This window comes from Halobacillus sp. K22 (assembly GCF_052246795.1).
GTDB lineage: Bacteria > Bacillota > Bacilli > Bacillales > Halobacillaceae > Halobacillus.
On sequence record NZ_JBQQCN010000004.1, the window covers coordinates 71590 to 94866 of the forward strand.

Annotated in this window: 18 protein-coding genes; 15 read left to right on the plus strand and 3 right to left on the minus strand. The window is 40.2% G+C overall.

The features are described from left to right. The first annotated feature begins 2 nt into the window (after nucleotides 1–2). The 11 genes from ACTWPM_RS04760 to ACTWPM_RS04810 all read left to right on the plus strand — a co-directional run bounded on the left by ACTWPM_RS04760 (nucleotide 3) and on the right by ACTWPM_RS04810 (nucleotide 13546). Nucleotides 3–416 carry a CoA-binding protein gene (locus tag ACTWPM_RS04760; RefSeq protein ID WP_443131920.1) on the plus strand — a complete coding sequence of 138 codons (414 nt, stop codon included), beginning with the start codon at nucleotides 3–5 and terminating at the stop codon, nucleotides 414–416. A gap of 194 nt (nucleotides 417–610) precedes the next feature. Continuing rightward, nucleotides 611–2566, plus strand: coding sequence for a DNA topoisomerase IV subunit B (parE, locus tag ACTWPM_RS04765; RefSeq protein WP_443131921.1), 1956 nt, complete (start codon nucleotides 611–613; stop codon nucleotides 2564–2566). A 15-nt stretch (nucleotides 2567–2581) separates the two neighbouring features. Next, complete coding sequence (parC, locus tag ACTWPM_RS04770; protein ID WP_443131922.1) at nucleotides 2582–5041, plus strand: DNA topoisomerase IV subunit A; 2460 nt, start codon at nucleotides 2582–2584, stop codon at nucleotides 5039–5041. 138 nt (nucleotides 5042–5179) lie between these two features. Then, a complete protein-coding gene (locus tag ACTWPM_RS04775; RefSeq protein ID WP_443131923.1) occupies nucleotides 5180–5812 on the plus strand; it encodes a TetR/AcrR family transcriptional regulator in 633 nt (210 codons plus the stop codon). Nucleotides 5813–5882: 70 nt separating this feature from the next. Beyond that, complete coding sequence (locus ACTWPM_RS04780) at nucleotides 5883–7025, plus strand: acyl-CoA dehydrogenase (RefSeq protein ID WP_443131924.1); 1143 nt, start codon at nucleotides 5883–5885, stop codon at nucleotides 7023–7025. A 24-nt stretch (nucleotides 7026–7049) separates the two neighbouring features. Then, the gene (locus tag ACTWPM_RS04785; protein ID WP_443131925.1) at nucleotides 7050–8690 is read left to right on the plus strand and encodes an AMP-binding protein; all 1641 of its coding nucleotides are present in this window, start codon (nucleotides 7050–7052) and stop codon (nucleotides 8688–8690) included. A 16-nt stretch (nucleotides 8691–8706) separates the two neighbouring features. Further along, nucleotides 8707–10062, plus strand: a complete 1356-nt coding sequence (locus ACTWPM_RS04790) for an acetyl-CoA carboxylase biotin carboxylase subunit (RefSeq protein WP_443131926.1) — start codon at nucleotides 8707–8709, stop codon at nucleotides 10060–10062. A 13-nt stretch (nucleotides 10063–10075) separates the two neighbouring features. Then, entirely contained in the window at nucleotides 10076–10288 is a 213-nt protein-coding gene (locus tag ACTWPM_RS04795) for an acetyl-CoA carboxylase biotin carboxyl carrier protein subunit (RefSeq protein ID WP_443131927.1), read from the plus strand. A gap of 14 nt (nucleotides 10289–10302) precedes the next feature. Then, a complete protein-coding gene (locus ACTWPM_RS04800) occupies nucleotides 10303–11205 on the plus strand; it encodes a hydroxymethylglutaryl-CoA lyase (RefSeq protein WP_443131928.1) in 903 nt (300 codons plus the stop codon). Between the two features lie 16 nt (nucleotides 11206–11221). Further along, nucleotides 11222–12004 (plus strand): enoyl-CoA hydratase, encoded by a 783-nt coding sequence (locus tag ACTWPM_RS04805; protein WP_443131929.1) that lies wholly within the window; start codon nucleotides 11222–11224, stop codon nucleotides 12002–12004. A 12-nt stretch (nucleotides 12005–12016) separates the two neighbouring features. Then, entirely contained in the window at nucleotides 12017–13546 is a 1530-nt protein-coding gene (locus tag ACTWPM_RS04810) for an acyl-CoA carboxylase subunit beta (protein WP_443131930.1), read from the plus strand. A 41-nt stretch (nucleotides 13547–13587) separates the two neighbouring features. Here ACTWPM_RS04810 and ACTWPM_RS04815 read toward each other — a convergent pair whose 3' ends face one another. Then, nucleotides 13588–15549 carry an AMP-binding protein gene (locus ACTWPM_RS04815; protein WP_443131931.1) on the minus strand — a complete coding sequence of 654 codons (1962 nt, stop codon included), beginning with the start codon at nucleotides 15547–15549 and terminating at the stop codon, nucleotides 13588–13590. 464 nt (nucleotides 15550–16013) lie between these two features. On the opposite strand from ACTWPM_RS04815, the gene ACTWPM_RS04820 reads away from it, so the two are divergent. From ACTWPM_RS04820 to ACTWPM_RS04830, 3 genes are all read left to right on the plus strand, one after another. After that, nucleotides 16014–17162: an NAD-dependent epimerase/dehydratase family protein gene (locus ACTWPM_RS04820; RefSeq protein ID WP_443131932.1), complete on the plus strand. Its 1149-nt coding sequence runs from the start codon at nucleotides 16014–16016 to the stop codon at nucleotides 17160–17162. A gap of 13 nt (nucleotides 17163–17175) precedes the next feature. Then, nucleotides 17176–18339, plus strand: a complete 1164-nt coding sequence (locus ACTWPM_RS04825; protein WP_443131933.1) for a glycosyltransferase family 4 protein — start codon at nucleotides 17176–17178, stop codon at nucleotides 18337–18339. A gap of 1814 nt (nucleotides 18340–20153) precedes the next feature. Next, the gene (locus ACTWPM_RS04830; protein ID WP_443131934.1) at nucleotides 20154–20633 is read left to right on the plus strand and encodes a site-2 protease family protein; all 480 of its coding nucleotides are present in this window, start codon (nucleotides 20154–20156) and stop codon (nucleotides 20631–20633) included. On the opposite strand, the gene ACTWPM_RS04835 is transcribed toward ACTWPM_RS04830, so the two are convergent. Then, on the minus strand, nucleotides 20630–21502 hold the full coding sequence (locus ACTWPM_RS04835) for an aminoglycoside 6-adenylyltransferase (RefSeq protein ID WP_443131935.1): 873 nt from the start codon (nucleotides 21500–21502) through the stop codon (nucleotides 20630–20632). The genes ACTWPM_RS04830 and ACTWPM_RS04835 overlap by 4 nt on opposite strands. Nucleotides 21503–21604: 102 nt before the next feature. On the opposite strand from ACTWPM_RS04835, the gene ACTWPM_RS04840 reads away from it, so the two are divergent. Next, complete coding sequence (locus tag ACTWPM_RS04840) at nucleotides 21605–22171, plus strand: hypothetical protein (protein WP_443131936.1); 567 nt, start codon at nucleotides 21605–21607, stop codon at nucleotides 22169–22171. A 20-nt stretch (nucleotides 22172–22191) separates the two neighbouring features. Here the strand turns inward: ACTWPM_RS04840 and ACTWPM_RS04845 are convergent, their stop codons facing one another. Beyond that, nucleotides 22192–23109 (minus strand): exonuclease domain-containing protein, encoded by a 918-nt coding sequence (locus tag ACTWPM_RS04845; RefSeq protein ID WP_443131937.1) that lies wholly within the window; start codon nucleotides 23107–23109, stop codon nucleotides 22192–22194. Nucleotides 23110–23277: the final 168 nt, after the last annotated feature.

The window sequence follows — 23277 nt, forward strand, 5'->3', positions numbered from 1 at the left end:
ATATGACGTTTAAAAACCCTTCACGCCAAGAGATTGCGGAAGTTTTAAAAAACTCTAAGACGATTGCCGTGGTCGGTTTATCAGACAAACCGCACCGCACTTCTTACCAGATTAGTCAAGCTATGCAGGAAGCAGGCTATCGCATTATTCCTGTTAATCCGACTATCAATGAAACTTTAGGTGAAAAGGCTGTGGCTCGATTAAGTGATATTACCGAACCTATTGATATCATAAACGTTTTCAGAAAATCTGAATTTCTTCCTGAAGTTGCTAAAGAGGCTTCTGCTATTCCTGCTCAGGCTTTTTGGGGACAGCAGGGGGTTATTCACGAAGAAGCCTACGAAGAGTTAAAAGATAAAGATATGACCGTGATCATGGATGTATGCATTAAAGTTGCCCACGCTGTTTATCTTTAAAAATATATACTTTTTTTAAAAAAATCCCTGTCTAGACAGGGGTTTTTTAGTGTTGATATTAGAATAATGTTTGCGAAACCTTATAAAATCGCTACAATATAACAAGCAGCATTTTTTATTGAGCGTTTACACAAACGAACGTTTGTTCTATTATAGTAGTAGATGAAGTTGACGAGAAAGGAGCCGATGGTAAATTGGCGAAGCAGAATCAAACATACTCAGATGATTCCATACAAGTACTGGAAGGTTTGGAGGCGGTCCGAAAACGGCCGGGGATGTATATTGGATCGACGGATCACCGTGGCCTCCATCACTTAGTACATGAAATCGTGGACAATGCCGTAGATGAGGCATTGGCTGGACACGGAGACCAAATGACTGTGACTCTCCATAAAGACGGCAGTGTTTCCGTAGAGGACGAGGCACGAGGGATGCCGACTGGAATGCATCAGACAGGTAAACCGACACCCGAAGTAATTTTGACTGTGCTTCATGCAGGAGGTAAGTTTGGACAGGGCGGCTATAAGTCAAGTGGAGGTCTTCATGGCGTAGGAGCTTCTGTAGTAAATGCCTTGTCTGAATGGCTGGAAGTCTATATATGCAGGGATGGAGAAAGATATTATCAACGTTTTGAAAACGGAGGCCTCCCCGTAACTTCCCTGGAGCCTAAGGGAACGACTAGGAAATCAGGAACAACCATTCGTTTCAAACCAGACCCAGGAATCTTTTCAGTAACGAAGTTCAGTTTCGAAACTTTATCGGAGCGTTTGAAGGAAGCTGCTTTTCTTTTAAAAGGGTTTCGAATCAATTTGATTGATGAACGTAATGAGAAGGTTAAAGAGGTTTACCAGTATAATGATGGCATTGAATCCTTCGTTTCTTACCTCAATGAAGAGAAAGACACTCTTCACCCCGTTGTATCCTTCGAGGGTAGTTATAAAGACATCGAAGCTGATTTCGCATTTCAATTCAATGATGGTTTCGCAGAGAACATCCTTTCCTTTGTTAATAATGTCCGTACAAAAGATGGTGGTACCCACGAATCAGGTGCTAAAACGGCGATTACAAGAATTTTTAATGACTATGCCCGCCGTGCTCAGTTACTTAAGGAAAAGGATAAAAACTTGGAAGGAAACGATATTCGCGAGGGTTTCACCGCAGTGATTTCCGTTCGAATCCCTGAGGAATTCCTTCAGTTTGAAGGTCAGACAAAAAGTAAGTTAGGTACTTCAGAAGCAAGGTCAGCAGTGGACGCTGTAGTTGCTGAACAGTTATCTTATTTTCTTGAAGAAAATCCTGATGTAGCTTCTATGCTGATTAAAAAAGCTGTAAAAGCTAAAGAAGCAAGAGAAGCGGCGCGTAAGGCCCGTGAAGATGCTCGTTCTGGGAAAAAGAAAAAAAGAAAAGATACTTTACTTAGTGGAAAGTTGACACCTGCTCAGTCCAGAAACCCTCAAAAAAATGAACTTTATCTGGTAGAGGGCGACTCTGCAGGAGGTTCTGCCAAGCAGGGGCGTGACAGAAAATTTCAAGCGGTTCTCCCATTAAGGGGAAAAGTTATCAATACAGAAAAAGCAAAAATTGCTGATATCTTTAAAAATGAAGAGATATCCACCATTATTCATACCATTGGCGCCGGTGTAGGCGGAGATTTCACCCTGGAAGACTGTAATTACGATAAGATTGTGATTATGACGGATGCGGATACGGATGGAGCTCATATTCAAGTATTACTGCTCACGTTCTTTTATCGTTATATGAGACAGCTTGTGGAAGCTGGGAAAATTTTTATCGCTCTTCCGCCGCTTTATAAAGTTTCTAAGGGCAAAGGTAAGAAAGAACAAACCGAATATGCTTGGGATGAAGAGGGAATGCACAAGCTTCTTAAAGAGTTCAAGAATGGCTATTCCATTCAGCGTTACAAAGGTCTTGGTGAGATGAATGCGGATCAGTTGTGGGAAACAACGATGAATCCGGAATCAAGGACCTTGATAAGGGTAACGATAGATGATCTGGCACGCGCAGAAAGACGCGTAACTACATTGATGGGCGATAAAGTAGAACCTCGCCGCAAATGGATTGAATCCCATGTCGCTTTCGGTATGGAAGACGAAGCAAACATTTTAGAAAACGACAAAATTCAAACATAAAAGGGGGATATTCTGTTGGCAGAGGCAGAGAAGTATTTAGATTTACCACTGGAAGAAGTTCTTGGAGATCGATTTGGACGGTATAGTAAATATATTATCCAGGAACGTGCTCTTCCCGATGCGAGAGACGGTTTGAAACCCGTTCAGCGTCGTATTTTATTTGCAATGCATCAAGAAAGAAATACACATGATAAGGCTTATAGAAAGTCAGCTAAAACAGTCGGTACCGTGATCGGTAATTACCATCCTCACGGAGACTCTTCCGTTTATGAAGCGATGGTACGTCTAAGCCAAACGTGGAAATTACGTAAACCTCTTGTGGAAATGCACGGGAATAACGGAAGTGTTGACGGTGACCCGCCAGCCGCTATGCGTTATACAGAAGCGAGACTTTCCGCTATTTCATCTGAGCTGCTACGGGATATTGAGAAAGAAACGGTAGAATTTATCCCAAACTTTGATGATACAATTGAAGAACCGACCGTTCTTCCTGCTAAATTTCCAAATCTCCTTGTGAATGGTTCTACAGGTATTTCGGCTGGTTACGCCACCGAAATTCCGCCCCATAACCTTGGGGAGGTAATTGATGCAGTTATTATGAAGATTGATAAACCTAATTCAGGGGTACCAGAACTGATGACGAAGCTGAAAGGTCCTGATTTTCCAACGGGTGGTACGATTCAGGGTGTAGAAGGCATCCAAAAAGCGTATGAGAATGGAAAAGGAAAAATCGTACTTAGAGGACGTGCAGAAATTCAAGAAGTTCGCGGCGGACGTGAGCAGATTGTAATTGACGAAATTCCTTTTGAAGTTAATAAAGCTACCATGGTTAAACGGATGGATGAACTTCGCATTGATCGTAAAGTAGAGGGGATTTCAGAAGTACGTGACGAAACAGATCGGACAGGCCTCAGGGTAGTTATTGAATTAAAAAAAGACGCTAACAGTGAAGGTGTGCTTAACTATCTTTATAAGCATACAGATCTTCAAATATCGTACAGTTTTAATATGGTAGCTATTCATGATCGGACTCCTACACTTCTGAGTTTACCAACGATGCTGGATGCGTATATATCCCACCAGAAGGAAGTTGTCACCCGTCAGTCCGTCTATGACCTGAACAAAGCTAAAAGACGGGCGCATATTGTTGAGGGGCTGATCAAAGCCATCTCGATTCTCGATGAAGTTATAGCGACGATTCGCGGCTCTAAAGACAAGCAAGATGCCAAACAACAATTAATGAATCAGTACTCGTTTACAGAAGCTCAAGCAGAAGCCATTGTCACGCTTCAGCTTTATCGTTTAACGAATACGGATATTACAGCGCTTGAAGCGGAAGCAGACGAGCTGCGCAAACGAATATCTTATTTAGAGACATTACTTGCAAGTGAACACGAGCTGATGAAAGTTATTAAATCCGATCTTCGAAGCATGAAAAAACAGTACAGCGAAGACCGGAGAACCAACATTGAAAATGAAGTACAAGAGCTTAAAGTTGATCTTGAAGTAACGGTAGCCAGTGAAGACGTACTTGTTTCCGTTACGAAAGATGGATATTTGAAGCGTACAAGCCTCCGTTCATACGCAGCCTCCAATGGAGCGGATTTCGCTCTTAAAGATGGGGATCATCTTTTGAGACTGCTTGAAATTAATACAACGGACACCATTTTGCTGTTTACAAACCTCGGTAAATATCTGTTCCTTCCTGTTCATAAACTTCCAGACATCAGATGGAAGGATTTAGGGCAGTTTATTTCGAACATTGTTCAGGTAGAAAAAGACGAGTATATTGTGGAAGCGATCCCGGTCCGTGAGTTCAAGGAAGATCAATACTTACTCTTCTTTACAAAAAACGGAATGGTGAAGAAAAGTGAATTGAAGCTGTATCAGGCCCAGCGACATTCAAAAGCACTGGTTGCGATTAATCTAAAAGGAAATGATGAAGTTGTGGATGTCCACGTCACGGAGGGGCATTCTGAAATCTTTATTGCGAGTAACAAAGCTTATGCTCTATGGTATTCCGAGGAGGAAGTAAACGCTGTAGGTCAGCGTGCTGCTGGGGTGAAAGCCATACATTTGAAAGATGGAGAAGAAGTCATTTCAGGACAGATCTTCCAGAAAGACGAAGACCCATCCATTTTTCTTTCAACTCATCGTGCTGCGGTTAAACGCATGCGTTTGAAAGAGTTTGAAAAGGCTTCTCGTGCTAAACGGGGCGTAATTATGCTGCGGGAATTAAAAAATAATCCTCATCGTTTAATTGATGTCCATTTAGTTCATCGTGATGACCAGGTGATAGTGAAAACGGAAAAACAGGAAACGATTACGCTGAATGTAATGGATTTCAAAGCTAATGACCGTTACAGTAACGGCTCGTATGTTATGGACGTAGATCAAAACGGAAAAATAACAGAATCTTGGGTTAAGCCAGTTTATGAAAATCCGTTTCATTCCCAGAACCCAGACAGCGAATAATCAAAAGACAGTCTCCACACGAGACTGTCTTTTACTATATTCCTAAAGTTCTTCACTTCCAATTTGTCTTTATATTCGTTTGTATTTTCAAAATATTATGCTAAAATGAATGTAAGTTCAGCGGATTGGGGATGGTGTATGAGAGATTTAAAAGAAGACATAATTCAAACCTCGCTTGAATTATTTGATCGCTATGGTTTCCACGGTGTAAGCGTCAATCAGATTGTAGAAGCATCCCACACGTCCAAAGGCGGTTTTTACCATCACTTCAGCTCCAAAGATGAACTTCTTTTCGTTATTCACGATACCTTTATTACATATGTACTAAAAGAAGCTCAATCAGCCAATATCATTCACTCATCTCCTGTCAAAAAGATTCAAGCTATCATTCATGCGTTTGTTCAAGTTTTTGACTTATATAAGCCTCACATTTCTGTATTCTATCAAGAGAGCAATTATCTGAAACCAGCATACGAAGTACAGATAAAACAAAAACGTGATGAATTCAAAAAGATGGTTTTTCAAGTCATTGAAGAAGGACAGGAGTCGGGTCATTTTCGCAAAGAGCTGCCCGTGTCTATTACAGGTATGGCGATACTTGGGATGGTGAATTGGATTTATAAGTGGTATAAACGGGATGGGACTCACTCGATCCATGAGATTTCAGATGTTTTTACGGACCTGATCTTGCATTTTTTGCTGCCACACAAAGAAGAAACGGATGTTTTAAACCAAATGCTCCACATTCCTTTTTTTTACGAAAATAAGTAAACGCTTTCATTTATTTTTTTGATTATTTACCGACCAACCAGTCGGTCTTAATTCTCTGAGGAGGAATCATATGAATTTTGAATTGACCAAAGAACAGGAAATGACTAGAAAAATGGTTCGTGATTTTGCTGAGGAAGTTATTCATCCGCGTGCGGTAGATATTGATACTAAAGCAGAATTTCCAGAAGATATTTTCAAGGAGATGGGCAAGCTCGGGCTCCTTGGTATCCCATTTCCAGAAGAGTATGGTGGATCCGGCGGAGATACGGTTACTTATGCCCTGGCTGTGGAAGAAATCGGTCGTGTCTGCGGGTCTACAGGCCTTAGCTATGCAGCCGCCGTGTCGCTTGGAGCAAGCCCTATTTATTATTTCGGTACAGAAGCACAGAAACAGGAATACTTAGTCCCACTGGCTAAAGGGGACGCCCTGGCTTCTTTTGGATTAACAGAGCCGAATGCTGGTTCTGATGCCGGGGGAACGAAAACAAGAGCTGAACTTAAAGGAGACCATTATGTTATAAACGGGGAAAAATGCTGGATTACGAATGCGGAATATGCTCGATCTATCACTGTAACGGCGGTCTCAGGAAAACGGGAAGACGGTAAAAATATTATTTCCGCTTTTATCATCCCTAAAGATACTCCAGGCATGAAGATCAGCAGTCCTTATGAAAAGATGGGCGTCCGTGGGTCGAACACTTCTGAGATCATCCTGGAAGATGTGAAGGTACCTAAGGAAAACCTGCTCGGAGATCCTGAAAAAGGGTTTAAACAATTCCTTTACACACTCGATGGTGGGAGAATTTCCATTGCTGCTCTTGCTGTTGGTATTGCGCAAGCATCCCTGGATCGTGCTCTTGCTTACGCAAAAGAAAGAAAACAATTTGGCCAGCCGATTTCCAGTTTTCAAGCCATTCAGTTTAAGCTGGCGGATATGGCTATGGAAGTGGAACTGGCTCGTAATATGGTACTTAAATCTGCCTGGTTAAAAGATCAAGGGAAGAACTTCACCAAAGAATCAGCGTATGCTAAGCTGTTTGCTTCTGAAACCGCTTTCCGATCATCCAATCAAGCTATTCAAATACACGGAGGCTATGGATATATGAGGGAATATGAAGTAGAGCGTTTCCTGCGTGATGCTAAGTTGCTTGAAATTGGAGAGGGAACGTCTGAAATCCAGCGATTGGTTATTGCACGTCAGTTAGGCTGCTAATAAATAAAGAGGAGGAATGGGTATATGTCCCTTTTGGAAACGACCGTAGGAGAACTTTTAGAGGAACAGGCTCGTCAATATCCCGATCAGGAAGCTTTTGTTTACCCTGAGAAGAAAATTCGAAAAACCTATAAGGAATTTAACAACATGGCTGATGAAACAGCTAAAGGGCTAATGGCATTAGGTGTAGAAAAGGGGGAGCACGTCGCTATCTGGTCTGATAATAAACCGGAGTGGCTTCTTTCCCAATTTGCCACCGGAAAAATGGGCGGCGTTCTTGTTACGGTTAATACGAATTACAGAGCACAGGAACTCGAATATCTTTTGAAACAATCGGATGCGACAACCTTAATATTAGCGGAAGATTTTAGAGGAACCTCTTATATTGACATTCTAAAAGAGATCTGCCCTGAGCTTTCCTCATCGCTTAAAGGAGATCTACAGAGCGAGCGGCTGCCTCATTTGAAGAACATCATTACCTTAAGTGACAAAGAACATCCAGGGTGTTACACGTGGGATGATCTCATAGGAATGGGCCGATCTACAAGTGATGAAAAATTAGTAGAGCGTAAAAACTCCCTCTCTTATAAAGATGTGATTAACATGCAATATACTTCAGGAACCACAGGTTTTCCTAAAGGTGTGATGCTGAGCCATTATAATATCGTTAACAATGGCAATCAGGTTGCGGACTGCATGAGACTTACCAACGAAGATCGCTTGTGCATTCCTGTCCCCTTTTTCCATTGTTTCGGCTGTGTATTGGGAACGCTTGCTGCCGTATCTAAAGGAGCCACCATGGTTATACTTGAGCAATTTGAACCTTTACAGGTACTAAAGGCAGTAAAAGAGGAAGCTTGTACAGCGCTTCATGGAGTACCTACGATGTTCATTGCGGAACTAAATCATCCTGAGTTTAATGACTGGAAGCCGACCACTCTACGTACAGGTATTATGGCGGGTTCTACCTGTCCAATGGAAGTAATGAAAAGTGTGATCGAGGATATGGGTGCCGAGGAAATTACCATCGCATATGGTCAGACGGAATCCTCTCCTGTGATTACCCAGACCAAGGCTGATGATCCGATCGAACTTCGTGTTTCCAGTGTCGGAAAAGCTCATCCAAATGTAGAAGTAAAAATTATTGACCCGGCTATTGGAGATGAAGCAGAAGCGGGGATACCTGGAGAACTCTGCACACGGGGGTATCTCGTTATGGAAGGCTATTATAAGAACCAGGAGGCTACAGAGACGGCCATTGATTCAGAAGGATGGCTTCATACGGGTGATATCGCGGTGATGGATGAGGATGGATATATTGAAATTACCGGCCGAATGAAAGACATGATCATTCGAGGTGGAGAAAACGTCTACCCTCGGGAGATTGAAGAGTTCTTATATCAACACCCAGATGTGCTGGATGTTCAGGTGGTTGGTGTTCCTGATCAGAAATATGGAGAAGAGATTATGGCCTGGATCATTCCTAAAGAAGGAAAGTCAATTGAAGAAAACGATATACGGGATTTCTGTGAAGGGCAAATTTCCAAGCATAAAATTCCAAGGTACATCATGTTTACCGATGAGTACCCGATGACAGCGAGCGGTAAAATTCAGAAATTTAAACTGCGGGAAGATGCGCTGGACATGATGGATTTGAAATCGTAAAAAGGGGTGGATAATTGTGTTTACAAAGATACTCATTGCAAATCGGGGTGAAATTGCTGCTCGTGTCATCCGTACGTGTAAACAGATGAATATAAGCACCGTGGCAGTTTATTCAGAGGCCGATCAAGAGGCCCCCTATGTAAAAGAAGCAGACGAAAGTTACTTAATAGGTAAACCAAGGGTAAACGAATCTTATTTAAACATCGATAAAATTTTGAAAGCTGCCAGAGAATCTGGTGCTGAGGCTATACATCCGGGGTACGGGCTCCTTAGTGAGAGTGCTGAGTTTGCTGAGAAAGTAACCAATGCAGGACTTGTATTTATAGGACCAAAACCAGAAGTAATTGCCAAGATGGGAGATAAGATTGCGGCCCGTCATGAGATGAGCCAGGCCGGGGTACCGATTGTACCTGGAACCGATGAAGCGGTAGTATCAGCAGAGGCTGCCTTATCCATCGCTCAATCATTTGGTTATCCAGTTATGCTAAAAGCGGCAGCAGGTGGAGGCGGCATAGGAATGCAGGCGGTCTACTCTGATGAAGAGCTTGAAAAAGCCTTTGAAGGGAATTCCAAGCGCGCGCAGACATTTTTCGGAGATGGAAAAATGTTTATTGAAAAACTAATTGAAAATCCAAGGCATATTGAGATGCAAGTGCTTGCTGACCATCATGGCAATGCTGTGCACTTGTTTGAAAGGGAATGTTCAATTCAAAGGCGACACCAAAAAGTGGTGGAAGAAGCCCCTTCACCGGTACTTTCTGAGGAAACACGACGCCAAATGGGAGAAAGTGCTTTAAAAGCTGTAGAAAGACTAGGTTACTCCAATGCAGGAACTATTGAATTTTTAGTGGATGAACAAGAAAACTACTATTTTCTTGAGATGAATACACGTCTCCAGGTTGAGCACCCGGTAACAGAAGAAATTACGGGGGTAGATTTGGTAGAGCAACAGCTTAGAGTCGCTTCAAATGAGGTTCTTTCTCTTAAACAGGAAGACCTTTCAATTCAAGGTCACGCGATTGAAGTTCGTATTTATGCAGAGGATCCGAATACCTTTTATCCTTCTCCGGGACAGCTGACAAAACTGGAATTGCCAGAAGGTGAAGGCATCCGCCATGAATTAGCCGTACATGGAAATTCAAAGGTGACCCCTTTTTACGACCCTATGATCGCAAAGCTGGTCGTACATGCTGAGACAAGAGAGCAAGCAATCGAACGAATGGCAAAGGCTATTCATGAATATGAAATTGAAGGAATTAAATCGAATTTGACCATGTTAAAACGAATTATAACCCATGATCAATTTAAAAACGGAAATACAAAAACAACTTTTATCCAAGATTATTACTTACCGACATTAACAAACCAATAAGGAGAGATGGATGATGAATGAAGTAAAAGCATCAATGGCAGGCAGTGTATGGAAATTAGTCGTGCAGCAAGGCGAAGACGTTAGTGAAGGACAGGACATTGCGATTTTAGAATCTATGAAAATGGAAATCCCAATCTCTTCTGAAGCGGCTGGAAGTGTAAAAGAACTGAAGGTCAGCGAAGGTGATTTCGTAAATGAAGGCGACGTTATTGCCATTATTGAATAACAGGAGCGGATATTATGCTGGAGTTACCAAAAGAAGTGACGATCAAAGAAGTTGGTCCTCGTGATGGACTACAGAATGAGTCCAAGGAAGTCCCGACTGAAGAGAAAATTTCCTGGATAAATCAACTATCAGAAGCCGGTTATTCCTATATCGAATTCAGTTCATTCGTTCACCCTAAATGGATTCCCCAGTTAAAGGATGCGAAACAAGTGGCTGCATCCATTAACCGGAATCCTGACATAACATACGCAGCATTAGTTCCCAATATGAAAGGACTTGAGGCTGCGCTTGAAACCAACGTAGATGAAGTGTCTGTGTTCATGTCAGCTAGTGAAAGTCATAATAAAAAAAATATAAACAAGTCGATTGAAGAAACGTATCCTGTCCTGCGGGAAGTGGTTCAAGAAGCAAAGGGCGCCGGAAAAACGGTCCGCGGCTATTTATCGACTGTGTTTGGATGTCCGTATGAAGGGGATATTCCGGCTGCCCAGGTGATTAACGTCAGCAAACATATGCTTGCTATGGGAATAGACGAGCTTTCTTTAGGAGATACCATCGGGGTTGCGAACCCAAAGCAAGTGGACGAGACGTTAAGTGAAATACAAAAGCAGTTATCTTTTAAAAATATAGCTATGCATTTTCATAATACGAGAGGCATGGCGCTTGCAAATGTCCTGGTGTCTTTAAACCATGGAATTACCACGTTTGACAGTTCTCTCGGTGGTCTTGGGGGCTGCCCTTATGCAAAAGGCGCTTCTGGAAATCTGGCAACTGAGGATCTTGTTCACATGCTGCATCAAATGAATATAAGTACAGGAATTAATGAAGAAAAACTTACACAGGCAGCTTCCTATATTCAAGATAAATTGAATAAACCGCTTGCCAGTCACCTGATGCAAATAGAAAGATCCAGGTAAGAAAGGAGGATTTGGGATGAGTGAACTTGTCACATTGAATGAAGTAAATGAACATGTAGTAATACTCACATTAAATCGACCAGAAGCGGCAAATGCGCTTTCCGGGGAACTACTGGATCAGTTAGCAGTTAAAGTAGAAGAAATAAATGATCGTCCTGACGTACGGGCGGTTCTGATTACAGGAAGCGGAACGAAAGTGTTTTGTGCCGGAGCTGACTTAAAGGAACGGGCAGGGATGTCCGAAGAAGAAGTCATCCAAACGGTTGAAAAAATCGGGGATACGATACGGTTGATTGAACAAATATCAGTGCCTACGATCGCCGTAATTAATGGGGTTGCTTTTGGAGGAGGGCTTGAGCTTGCTTTAGCTTGTGATTTGCGAATTATGAGTAATTCAGCAAGAGTAGGACTCACTGAAACCTCACTGGGGATTATTCCTGGAGCGGGAGGTACCCAGCGACTCAGCCGGTTAATAGGATTAGGTAAAGCAAAAGCCATGATATACACAGCCCGTCCTGTCGAAGCTCAGCGGGCACTTGCGATTGGACTTGCCGAATACGTGTATGAGCCTCAATTGCTGTTAGAAGAAGCAAAGGATATCGCTTTTTCCATTGCCCGTAATGCGCCTATTGCTCTAAAGCAGGCTAAAAAAGCTATACATGAGGGATACGATAAGGAATTATCGGCAGGGCTTCAAATTGAACAGGAATGTTATCAAAGGACGATTCATACAGAAGATCGTCTCGAAGGACTAAAAGCATTCAAAGAGAAAAGGAAACCAGCTTATAAAGGAAAGTAAGGAGGGGAAAAGATGGCGAAGAATCAGACGTTAGAAGAAAAAAGAAAGCATATTTCCTCAGGTGGAGCCGAGAAGTATCATGCAAAAAACGCAGAAAAAGGGAAAATGTTTGTACGAGAGCGGCTTCAGTTATTATTCGATGATGATTTAAATATAGAAGATGCCTTCTTTGCGAATAACCAGGATGATAAACTTCCTGCTGATGGAGTGGTCACAGGCATAGGGAAAATTAATGGAGAACAGGTTTGTGTCATGGCCAATGATTCGACTGTTAAAGCAGGGTCCTGGGGAGCACGCACGGTCGAAAAAATTATTCGAATTCAAGAGACAGCTATGAAGCTGCAGCTGCCAATGCTTTACCTTGTAGACTCGGCTGGAGCAAGAATCACTGACCAAGTGGATATGTTCCCCAATCGAAGGGGAGCAGGCCGCATTTTTCATAATCAGATAAAATTGTCAGGACGGGTGCCTCAAGTTTGTTTATTATTTGGACCTTCAGCCGCTGGTGGAGCTTACATACCTGCTTTTTGCGACATTGTTGTTATGGTCGATGGGAATGCTTCGATGTATCTGGGGTCACCGAGAATGGCAGAGAAAGTTATTGGAGAGAAAGTTTCCCTTGAAGAAATGGGAGGCGCAAAGATGCATTGCTCCGTTTCAGGATGTGGGGACGTACTGGCTAAGGATGAGAAGGAAGCTATATCATTCGCACGGAAATATATGAGCTATTTCCCTTCTAATTACCGCAAATCACCGCCTAAAAAGGAAAGTATTGATCCTGTTGCATTTGAAAAATCCATAGAAGAATTGATTCCAGAAAACCAAAACGCACCTTTTGATATGTACCAGTTAATTGACCGTATTATTGACGAAGATTCATTTTGTGAAATAAAGAAGAAGTTTGCTCCGGAACTCATCACCGGTTTATCCAGAATTGATGGCCGTGTCATCGGTATCATTGCTAACCAGCCCAGGGCGAAAGGCGGGGTGCTTTTTCCAGACTCGGCCGATAAGTCAGCCAAGTTTATTCAGCTTTGTGATGCCTTTAATATCCCTCTATTATTCTTAGTAGATATTCCCGGATTCATGATTGGAACGAAGGTGGAACGTGCAGGGATAATTCGCCACGGAGCTAAGATGTTATCAGCCATGAGTGAAGCAACAGTTCCTAAGATCTCTGTTATTGTAAGAAAAGCCTACGGAGCTGGTCTCTATGCTATGGCAGGTCCAGCGTTTGAGCCGGATGCCTGTATAGCACTTCCTACAGCGCAAATTGCTGTTATGGGTCCTGAAGCGGCTGTAAACGCGGTTTACGCCAACAAGATTGCTGAACTTCCTGAGGAAGAAAGGCCTGCGTTTATTAAAGAAAAACAGGAAGAGTATAAAGAAAATATCGATATTTATCGCTTAGCCTCTGAACTGGTTATTGATGATATTATTCAGCCAGACCGTCTGCGACAAGAACTTTCCAATCGATATGAAGCTTACCAAAATAAAGATGTCACTTTCACGGAAAGAAAACACGGAGTCTATCCTGTATAAAGAAACCTCTCCTGATCTAATTGATCAGGAGAGGTTTTTATTTAGGTAGATGGAGTGGATTTTTTACCAATCATTTGTATCTGTTCGATGGTGCTTGGATTCTCAAGAGCACTCAAATCACCTGCTGGGTTATTTAAATAAGCAGATTTAATCGCTCTTCTCATAACTTTTGCATTTCTAGTCTTAGGCAGATCGTCCACAATGTAAACTTTTTTAGGTGCCAGAGCCTTTCCTAACTTTTCAACTAAATGGCTTTTAAGTTCGTTTATTAGTTCCTCTGATCCTTCTATATTAGGATTAAGAACAGCAAATGCTACTGCTTCTTCACCTTTGACTTCATGAGGAACGCCGATCACCCCGGCCTCTGTAATGGAAGGATGTTCAACCAGCACAGATTCCACTTCTGCAGGACCAAGCCTTTTACCAGCTACGTTAAGGACATCATCGGAGCGGCCAGTTATCGTATAAAATCCTTCATCATCCAGAATGACCCAGTCACCATGAACCCAAGTATCTTTAAAGCGGTTCCAATAGGTTTCTTCATATCGTTTATTTTCATTATAGAAACCATTTGTCATTCCTACCCAGGGTTTTCGTATTACTAATTCTCCTACTTGATTCTTGAGAGAGCCCCCTGATTCATCATAAACATCTGCGTCCATACCAGGTAGAGCAGCATTGAATGTAACCGGCTGAATAGGCTTTACAAGCACATTACCAAGGATTCCGCCAGAGATTTCGGTGCCGCCTGAATAGTTAAAGATGGGAACGTTCGAGTTGCCTGCATGCTTGAACAGCCAGTACCATGGCTCAGGATTCCAAGGTTCTCCTGTGGAGCCTATTAGTTTAAGAGAACTTAAGTTATGTTTCTTAATCCATTCTTCCCCATGCTTCATCATGGACCGCACAAGGGTAGGTGAGATACCCAAATGGGTCACTTTATATTTTTCAACTAAACTCCATAAACGATCAGGGTTCGGAAAATCCGGAGTTCCTTCGAACATGACGATAGAGGAACCGTTAACCAGGCCGCCATAAATGAGGAAGGGACCCATCATCCACCCCATATCTGTGTACCAAAAGAGCGTATCATCTTTTGTGACATCCATGCACACTCCAGCGTCAAAAGCTGCCTTAGTGGGGAAGCCTGAGTGTGTATGCACAGCCCCTTTTGGTCTGCCTGTTGTACCGGATGTATAGATAATCATAAAAGGGTCATCTGCTTCCATGCTCTTCGTTTTGTAAACGGTTTCATTTCCGAGCAAACGAGACCATTGAGTATCCCGATATTCATTCCATTCAATTTCACAGGAAGCGCGCTCGACCACAATTACATGTTCTAAAGAAGGACATAGATCACAGGCGAGATCTGCTTCCATCTTCATAGGTATGGTCTTTCCTCTTCTATAGAAGCCATCTGCTGTAATGAGAGCTTTGGAACGGGCAGCTTGAATTCTGGTAGCAACTGCATCTGCTTTATAGCCTGAAAAGGCAGGGGAGAATACAGCGCCAATTTTTGAAACAGCAAGCATTGATATGAGAGTCTCCGGGATCATAGGCATATAAAGAGTAATAATATCTCCTTCACCAATCCCCAGTTTATTTAGTCCATTTGCGACACGATTTACTTCCTGGTATAACTCCTTATAAGTATATTGAATCGTGTCTCCATTATCACCCTCCCAGTAGAGGGCAACGGCATGTTTTTTTGTGTCATCCATTGCCCATTTATCAAGAGCGTTGTGAACTACATTCATCTTTCCTCCAGTAAACCACTTTGGATAAGCTATTCCACTAGATAAATCCACGGTTTTTTCATATGATTGATTCCATTCTATTCCTAGTTCTTTCAAGGCTTCATCCCAGAACCATTCAATATCTTCAATTGATTTTTTGTGGAATACATCATAGTTGTCGTATCCTAGTTTTTGCATCCATTGAAAAAGTCGTGTAGCTCTGATTTGACTTTCCGATGGAACCCAAGCTTTTTCATATGTACTCATTAAATTTCCGCCCCCAGTTTAATGTTCTGAAATATCTCACACTTCTATTATACCGGAGATTGAGCCTATAATGAACGATTGTACTTTTTTCACAAGGTTGAGTCCTGGTGCAAATACTTCATTCAAATAAGGAGTATTTTCCAAAAATATGGCTATAATAACCTTCAAAGATTCGAGGCCTTATTCATGTGTTTAAATTTGTAAAAACCCAACTTATTATAATTTATTTCCTTAATTTGGACGAGAGTTGCCAAATGATTAAAATATCGACGTCATTCGAGCTACTTTAACAATTAATTAATTGTTTCAAACTAGAATTAATGGTAAAGTCAAAATCGAAGATATTCATTTCTATTGTAGAATAGGGCGCAAGAACAGGGATTAAAACATTACCATTCATTATGAAAAGAATGTTATTCTATAATGGGAATACGAGAAGGCTAGATGTAACTAGGAGGTAGATTATGAGAATTATTGTAGCAGGAGGAGACGGTTTTTGCGGTTGGCCAACGGCATTATACCTATCCAAACAAGGACACGATGTAACAATTGTTGATAATTTAGCACGCAGAAAAATTGATGATGAGCTTCATTCCAATTCAGTAACTCCCATAGCATCATTAGAAGACCGAGTAGCTAAGTGGAAAGAAGTAACAGGGAATGCAATCCGTACATTTATTGGCGATTTGAATCACTATGATTTCTTAAGAGAAGTGTTCCGCCAAGTAAAGCCAGAAGCATTCGTTCACTTCGCTGAACAGCGTTCGGCTCCTTATTCCATGATTGATCGTGAGCACGCTGCTTATACGCAAACCAATAATGTTATTGGAAACTTGAACGTATTATATGCAATTAAAGAATTTGCTCCAGAATGCCATTTAATTAAACTAGGTACGATGGGTGAATACGGAACTCCAAATATTGATATTGAAGAAGGATATATAGAGATTGAGCACAAAGGCAGAAAAGACACACTTCCATACCCTAAACAGCCTGGTTCCTTCTATCATCTTTCCAAAGTGCATGACAGTCACAATATTATGTTTGCTTGTAAGATCTGGGGTATCCGTGCGACAGACCTTAATCAGGGTATCGTGTATGGACTACATACAGAAGAAACAAAACTTGATCCAATGCTAGTAAACCGCGTGGATTATGATGGAGTATTTGGTACAGCCCTGAATCGTTTTGCTAATCAGGCAGCCATTGGTCATGACATTACGGTTTATGGTTCTGGAGGTCAAACGAGAGCTTTCCTTAATATTGAAGATACCGTTCGTTGTGTAGAAATCGCTGCAGAAAATCCAGCTGACAACGGTGAATTCCGAGTATTTAATCAGTTTACTGAATGGTTTTCTGTACAGGAATTAGCTGAGCGTGTACAAAAAATTGCACACGAAGAAGGATTGGATACACAAGTTAAGAAAATTGAGAATCCACGAATTGAGAATGAAGACCATTACTATAATGCGGTTAACACAAAGCTTCGTGATCTTGGTTTAGAGCCTCATTTATTAACAGATGACGTCATTCGTGATATTCTGCGTACAGCAGTTGAACACAAAGACCGTATTATCGTCGAGAACGTATTACCATCAATCACTTGGAAGTAAGGAGTTTTCCACTTTGAAAATCGCCATCATTACTGAAACATTCCTCCCATCAACAGATGGAGTGGTAACCAGACTGAAGGAAGCCATCAAATACCTGCGAAGTCAAGAACATCAAGTGGTCGTCATAGCTCCAGACCTTGGTGTGAAGGAGTATGAAGGTGCGATTGTAGAAGGGGTTAAAGCAACAAAATTACCTTTTTATCGTTCGAAAGAGTTCTCCTTACCTCAGCGTAAGGTAAAAGACTTACTGCAAAAACATAATCCAGATCTTGTCCATGTAGTAAACCCGGCAATCGTTGGTGTGTCAGGTGTATATTACGCAAATAAGCTCAATTACCCACTGATTGCTTCCTATCATACGCATGTGCCTAAGTATCTGGATTTCTATCGACTATATCTTTTCAAGCCTCTGGTATGGTGGTATTTCCGTAAACTTCATAATTATGCGCACGTGAACTTATGTACATCTAATGCTATTAAGAAAGAGCTGGATCATAAGAATTTCCATAATGTTAATGTATGGGACCGTGGCGTTGCAGTAGACCACTACCATCCTAAGTATAAGACTCAAGAGATGCGTGAGCGTTTATCCGGTGGGAAACCTGAAAATAAACTACTTGTGTTTGTGGGGCGTTTAGCTCCTGAAAAAGAAATTCATAAGATCAGACCATTACTTGACCAAAGAGATGACCTTTCATTAGCTATAGTTGGGGATGGCCCCGTTAAGGATGAGCTTGAGTACACATTTGAGGGTACCAATACTGTCTTTACTGGTCTGTTACATGGGGAAGAACTAAGAGAAGCATTTTCTTCATCTGACGCTCTGATTTTTCCTTCTGTAACGGAAACTTTAGGACTCGTCATCTTAGAATCCATGGCTTCAGGTCTGCCGGTTATTGCTGCAAAAAGCGGCCCTACGATGGAACAGGTGGAAGACGGTAAAACAGGCATTCTGTTTGAAAATGAGAATACCGGGAGTATGATCGATGCGATTAACCGTCTGGAAGACGAAGTACTTTATAAGTACTTATGTAAAAACGCAAGAGCCGAAGCAGAAAAACACAGTTGGCAAAAACCTTCTGAACAGATACTGGATTATTACCATGAAACTTTACGAGTATTTGGAGAAAACGAAGAATACTCAACTAAAAAATCAAAGGTTAAAGTCACAGAGTAAGTACTCTGTGACTTTTCATTTGAGCGGGCAATTTCCAATAAATTGGAGAGTTATTACTACAAATTACTTAGTAGCAACTCCGAAATAGAAACGAAAACCAACTTACATTAAATGTTCTTTATAACGAATTAATTAAAAAGAGATGTGAATTTTAACATTTCTACTTAAAACTTAGTAGAAACTCCGATTATAAAAACAAAAAACAAACAACACATCTAATAGAAAAACAAAGGCAAACAGCAGCGTTAGAGGGCGAAGCATATAAGTATAAGTACATGTTTTCTGAACTAGGATCCAGACAATCTTAAAGAGAGTGAAGTCTAATCTAATGGTTTGGCCAACCGGTTCATAAATACCACTTAATTCATCAACAGAGATCATTAATAGAGAAGAATTATACGAGGCAATTTGACTTAAAACTTAGTAGCAACTCCGAAATTAAAATAAAAAACAAAATACAATAAACATTTAGCAACAAAGAAGTTTGGAGCAAAGACATTTGACTGACAACTAAAAAATAATTCAGCGATAAAAGGTTCCAGAGAATATATATTATTGGATAGACAAATAAAACGCAAACTGAGTATATAAAAAGACGAGCTACTGAAGGCATGGCTGGAATGAATATAAAGTAACGGACAAAGAATAATTATTTAGATAATAATCGTTTAGAGAGAGTCTAAAGCTGATGAGTAATAAAACCGTGAGTCATAATATAAAATTTTAATTTAGATATTATTTTGATTTAAACTGACTGATAACAAGCAGTATAGATACCAGATAATTGATCTTAAACTAAAGATGTTAAGTTCTACGGTGAAATTTTTCTTCTGTCTCACTATCATAAGTAAACTTGAATTATGAGATATAATTAAACTCATTTCATTTACTTCCTATAATATATATTATGTAAACTAGAATTTTAAATTAATCAACAAGCGTATAATTTCATTTAAGACCTACTCCACCCGCTAAAATGTTAAGTAATTTTCAGTTCATCAATAAGAATCCTGGATCAACTAATCCTTATTCCTTAATGATCTAACTTTAGGATTCATGTTAAGAAATCATTTCATGCTAAGATCGTATATATTCACGTTCCTCTAATATTCCTTCCATATTTCTTCTGAACTACTTTTTACTTAATTGTTTATGGATCTTGAATACTCTTCAATACATTCACCAATCACACTTTAAACGAACATTTGTTTCTATCCCGTGATTTTAGCATTTTATTATATTCTAAAGCTAAATTCACTACTTTCTCTTGAGCAGTTAACCTCATGGGAATGCTTAAATATAATTAGGCTTTTAGCAGCTCCTGCACTGTTAGTGCAAAATACTTTCCTTTTTGCTTCTAAATATATTTTTCCTATATTTATGGCCGATTCACTCGTTCTGCAGTCTTCTCATTCAAGCTTCTTTAAACAGCTGGGGCTATTTATGAGATAAATAAATGAAGCAAAAAAGCCATCCTTTAAATAAGGATGACTTTTGCACGTTAAAACAGAACGTTTGTTCCCAACCCGCAAATTTAGCATTCCGCCTGCATTTCTTCTGCAGGATATACAACAAACTAACCCGAATTTACCTTTTCTATATAATAAATAATTCATTATCCATTTCAAAAATACTGAATTATAAGCTTTTTTTGAAAAATGATTCTATATTTAAAAAATAACCGGTGATATATTTCCTATTTCTAGCTGTTTTCGGTTGAAAATAGTTTTTATTTAAGAAATTGGGGTAAGCTCTGCCTTGTGCCTTATTATAACCGAGTCTTATATAGATGTTAGAATATGGAGGTTTTGAAATTGTTTACTTTAAGTGATTTACCGATGTTCTTTATAAATTTCTTTTTTATCTTACCTGTCGTTACTCTCGTACATGAAGCAGGACACGTGTGGGTGGCCCGTTTGTTCGGAGGAAAAATTCATTTCTGTATAGGTACTGGGAAGACCATTTTCAACATTGGAAAATTAGAAGTCAAAAAGAAATATTTCATGGAAGGCTGGTGCCAGTATAAAGATCTAACCTATAATAAAACTTGGGCGCACGTGTCTATATATTTAGCAGGAAGTATCTTTAACATGATGGTAATTCTCGCTATTAATTACCTTATCTTTGCAGATGTATTGCCCCCGGCTTTGTTTTTCTATCAATACTCTTATTTCTCAGTTTACTTTATTTTCTTTTCATTATTCCCTTACCGTGATGACGACGGGAAACCAAGTGATGGATTGGCTGTGTATGACGTTATCCGGTACGGGAAAGCAGAAGATCCGATTGATTAATATGAATCCTGCTGATCGGCTGAGCTCTTATGTAAATATTTTAAGTATTCAAAAACGTGAATTCCCTCTGAATCTGCTTGGGGATAATTCAGTTGGGAAGTAAGTTCTCTTGATAAAGTTATAAATAATTCACCCATTTGGAATAAAGCCTTCCAATTGTTCAAGTACTCCCCATCTGCGTATGTTCTTTTATAATCCTGCCAAATATGATCTTCTAAAAAATATTCGAAATATTTCCCGGCACTGCCGACATTTACTTGGAAGTTATTTTTTGCACCAATGTACCAGCTGATCATGCGTTTAAGCATCTCTCTTACTGGACCTTCCATCATTTCTTTGGCATAGGGAAGCTGAAGCCGGGCAAGTCCTTTTGCTACATACGTGCTTACCCACCAAAATTCATTGGTACAGTTTTCAATATCATAAAGAGATGGTTTTTTAACTAGATAATCACTGTCATCAGGTTCTCGTAAAGCTGGCAGATTGTTGTCTTTATCCAGTAAAACAACGCTTAAACTATCTTGATTCTCAGGAAGGTGATTTCTTTGATATAACGTAAGATCTATGCGGTTTCCATCCATAAACTGCATTAAGTAGGTGAATTTTTGCTTTGGTTCTTGATCAATGGAATACAATTGCATCTCATCCGGCATCTGCATGATGAGTCTTTTACCAAAAACGTCTACCCAGGAATGATCTGCAATAAAGGAAGTCAACTCAGTGACCACGTAGACAATATCATAGTCTTGAAATGAATCAGGTGTAACATTCGGATTGACTCTTGAGCCGTTCATGATTATCCCTCTAATATGAGGTTCTGTTTCAGCAACTGAAAGAATCAGTTCCATCATCTCTTCTTCTGATCTCATCCTGGGACCCTCCCAATATAAAATACCTTTCTTCCTAATCAAATCAAACTATTTATGTGATATCATGAATGTAAATATATCTATGACTAGAAAGGAAAAGTTATGAAAAAACGCCTATATTCAATTCTCTTAGCCGTTTTTGCAGGTGTAGCAGCCTATGCAGTAAAGCCAAGAAAAGCTCAAGCACCATCAAATGATAATACGATATCTCTTACGTATCCAGGTACAAATATAATCATAACCCCAGGGGATCTATTATTTACTCCCATCGGAAAAAGTGAATCGAAATATGCGGGCCACGTTGGTATAGTAAATTCCCGCAGAGAGGTCATTCACTCTATTCCTTCAGGGTTGATAAAAGACCCGATCAAACGTTATTTTGATAAATTCCGATCGATTACTATTTTTTCTGCTAAAGATCCCCAAAGCGGCATGAAAGCCTGCGCATACCTTGACCATCTTTATACTAATTATCCGAAAGCTGCTTATAAAGTGTTCACACCGCTCGGCTATAGTGATCATGAACAATATTGTACAAAAATTGTATGGCAGTCTTATTATTATGGAGCAGGTATAAATTTGGGACGACTGTCAGAACACTCCATAGCCATTCACCCAATCTTATTAAAGGATAAAAGGTATTTGAACTGTGTAGCAAAAAACTTATAAAAACCGATACACGGTAAACCTTACAAATAATTCAGGAAGTCATTTTCAGGAAGAATTTCTATGGAATGTCCCTGACTTAATAGCGTTTCTGTACGCTCTAGCTTACTGTTTTTCTTTCCATTTAAATATTGATCGTAGGTTTTGCTTCCTACAATTAAATAATTAGTTGTGCTCTCTACTGTCGAATAGGTATATCCTCCAAGATTAGCAACTGTTTGAACAGCCTTCTCTCGATTCATAGCTGTTAACCTTCCTGTAAACGCAAAGGAAGCACCATAAAAAGGATGACTGTGGTCAATTTCTCTGCTTGCTGCCACATAATTTATACTTTCAGGTTTTTTTGCTTTCTGTTTCTTATTCAATCGTGCAGGTTCATATTGCTGATCATACATCATGCCGTTAGTGGTTTGTGTCTTCTCAACCAGGTCTTTTGTATTTTCAGCCTTTAACTCTTCGCAAGCCTTAATTAAGATATGAGCAGCGGCCTGGGCATCCTCAAGTGCATGGTGATGATTAAAACGAAAACCAATATGGTTTGAAACAGACTTAAGATTATAACGTGGGAGTTCCCATGTTTTCTTTGAAATGTTTAAGGTGCAGTTATAAGCAAGCAGTGGATATGGTAGACGATATTCATCCAGAACTGCACGAAGCACTCCCATATCGAACTGAGCATTATGCGCCACTAGAAACTTCCCTTCAACCATTGGTTGGATTTCATTTTTCCATAAAATATCGAACTCATAAGCATCGGCTATATCATTTTTTGTTATGCCGTGAATGCTTATATTTTTCGGGGAAAAATAATTTTTTCTAGGTTTAACCAAACGATAATATTCATGTTTTACTTCATTGTTTTCATACTCTACTAAACCGATCGAACAGACACTTCCTCGAGAGGAGTTGGCTGTCTCAAAATCAAGCGCTACAAAATTCATTGAGAATCTCCTTTATAAATATCTTATCTATTATCATAAAACCAACCGTGCTATGAGTCTATCATAATGCCTCCACCCCTCTAATAAGACTTCGTCCTATGCCTCGAGGCTCTACGCTGTTTCCAATTAGAGACTTCTCCTTCAATAAAAAAGTAACCAGTGTGACCA

Excerpts from the sequence above, each read along its gene's own strand:
- ACTWPM_RS04845 (WP_443131937.1), bottom strand. The coding sequence starts at position 23,109 with ATGAATTTTGTAGCGCTTGATTTTGAGACAGCCAACTCCTCTCGAGGA.
- ACTWPM_RS04835 (WP_443131935.1), bottom strand. The coding sequence starts at position 21,502 with ATGAGATCAGAAGAAGAGATGATGGAACTGATTCTTTCAGTTGCTGAA.
- ACTWPM_RS04820 (WP_443131932.1), top strand. The coding sequence starts at position 16,014 with ATGAGAATTATTGTAGCAGGAGGAGACGGTTTTTGCGGTTGGCCAACG.
- ACTWPM_RS04815 (WP_443131931.1), bottom strand. The coding sequence starts at position 15,549 with ATGAGTACATATGAAAAAGCTTGGGTTCCATCGGAAAGTCAAATCAGA.
- ACTWPM_RS04840 (WP_443131936.1), top strand. The coding sequence starts at position 21,605 with ATGAAAAAACGCCTATATTCAATTCTCTTAGCCGTTTTTGCAGGTGTA.
- ACTWPM_RS04795 (WP_443131927.1), top strand. The coding sequence starts at position 10,076 with ATGAATGAAGTAAAAGCATCAATGGCAGGCAGTGTATGGAAATTAGTC.
- ACTWPM_RS04805 (WP_443131929.1), top strand. The coding sequence starts at position 11,222 with ATGAGTGAACTTGTCACATTGAATGAAGTAAATGAACATGTAGTAATA.
- ACTWPM_RS04775 (WP_443131923.1), top strand. The coding sequence starts at position 5,180 with ATGAGAGATTTAAAAGAAGACATAATTCAAACCTCGCTTGAATTATTT.
- ACTWPM_RS04810 (WP_443131930.1), top strand. The coding sequence starts at position 12,017 with ATGGCGAAGAATCAGACGTTAGAAGAAAAAAGAAAGCATATTTCCTCA.
- ACTWPM_RS04785 (WP_443131925.1), top strand. The coding sequence starts at position 7,050 with ATGTCCCTTTTGGAAACGACCGTAGGAGAACTTTTAGAGGAACAGGCT.
- ACTWPM_RS04780 (WP_443131924.1), top strand. The coding sequence starts at position 5,883 with ATGAATTTTGAATTGACCAAAGAACAGGAAATGACTAGAAAAATGGTT.
- ACTWPM_RS04760 (WP_443131920.1), top strand. The coding sequence starts at position 3 with ATGACGTTTAAAAACCCTTCACGCCAAGAGATTGCGGAAGTTTTAAAA.
- ACTWPM_RS04800 (WP_443131928.1), top strand. The coding sequence starts at position 10,303 with ATGCTGGAGTTACCAAAAGAAGTGACGATCAAAGAAGTTGGTCCTCGT.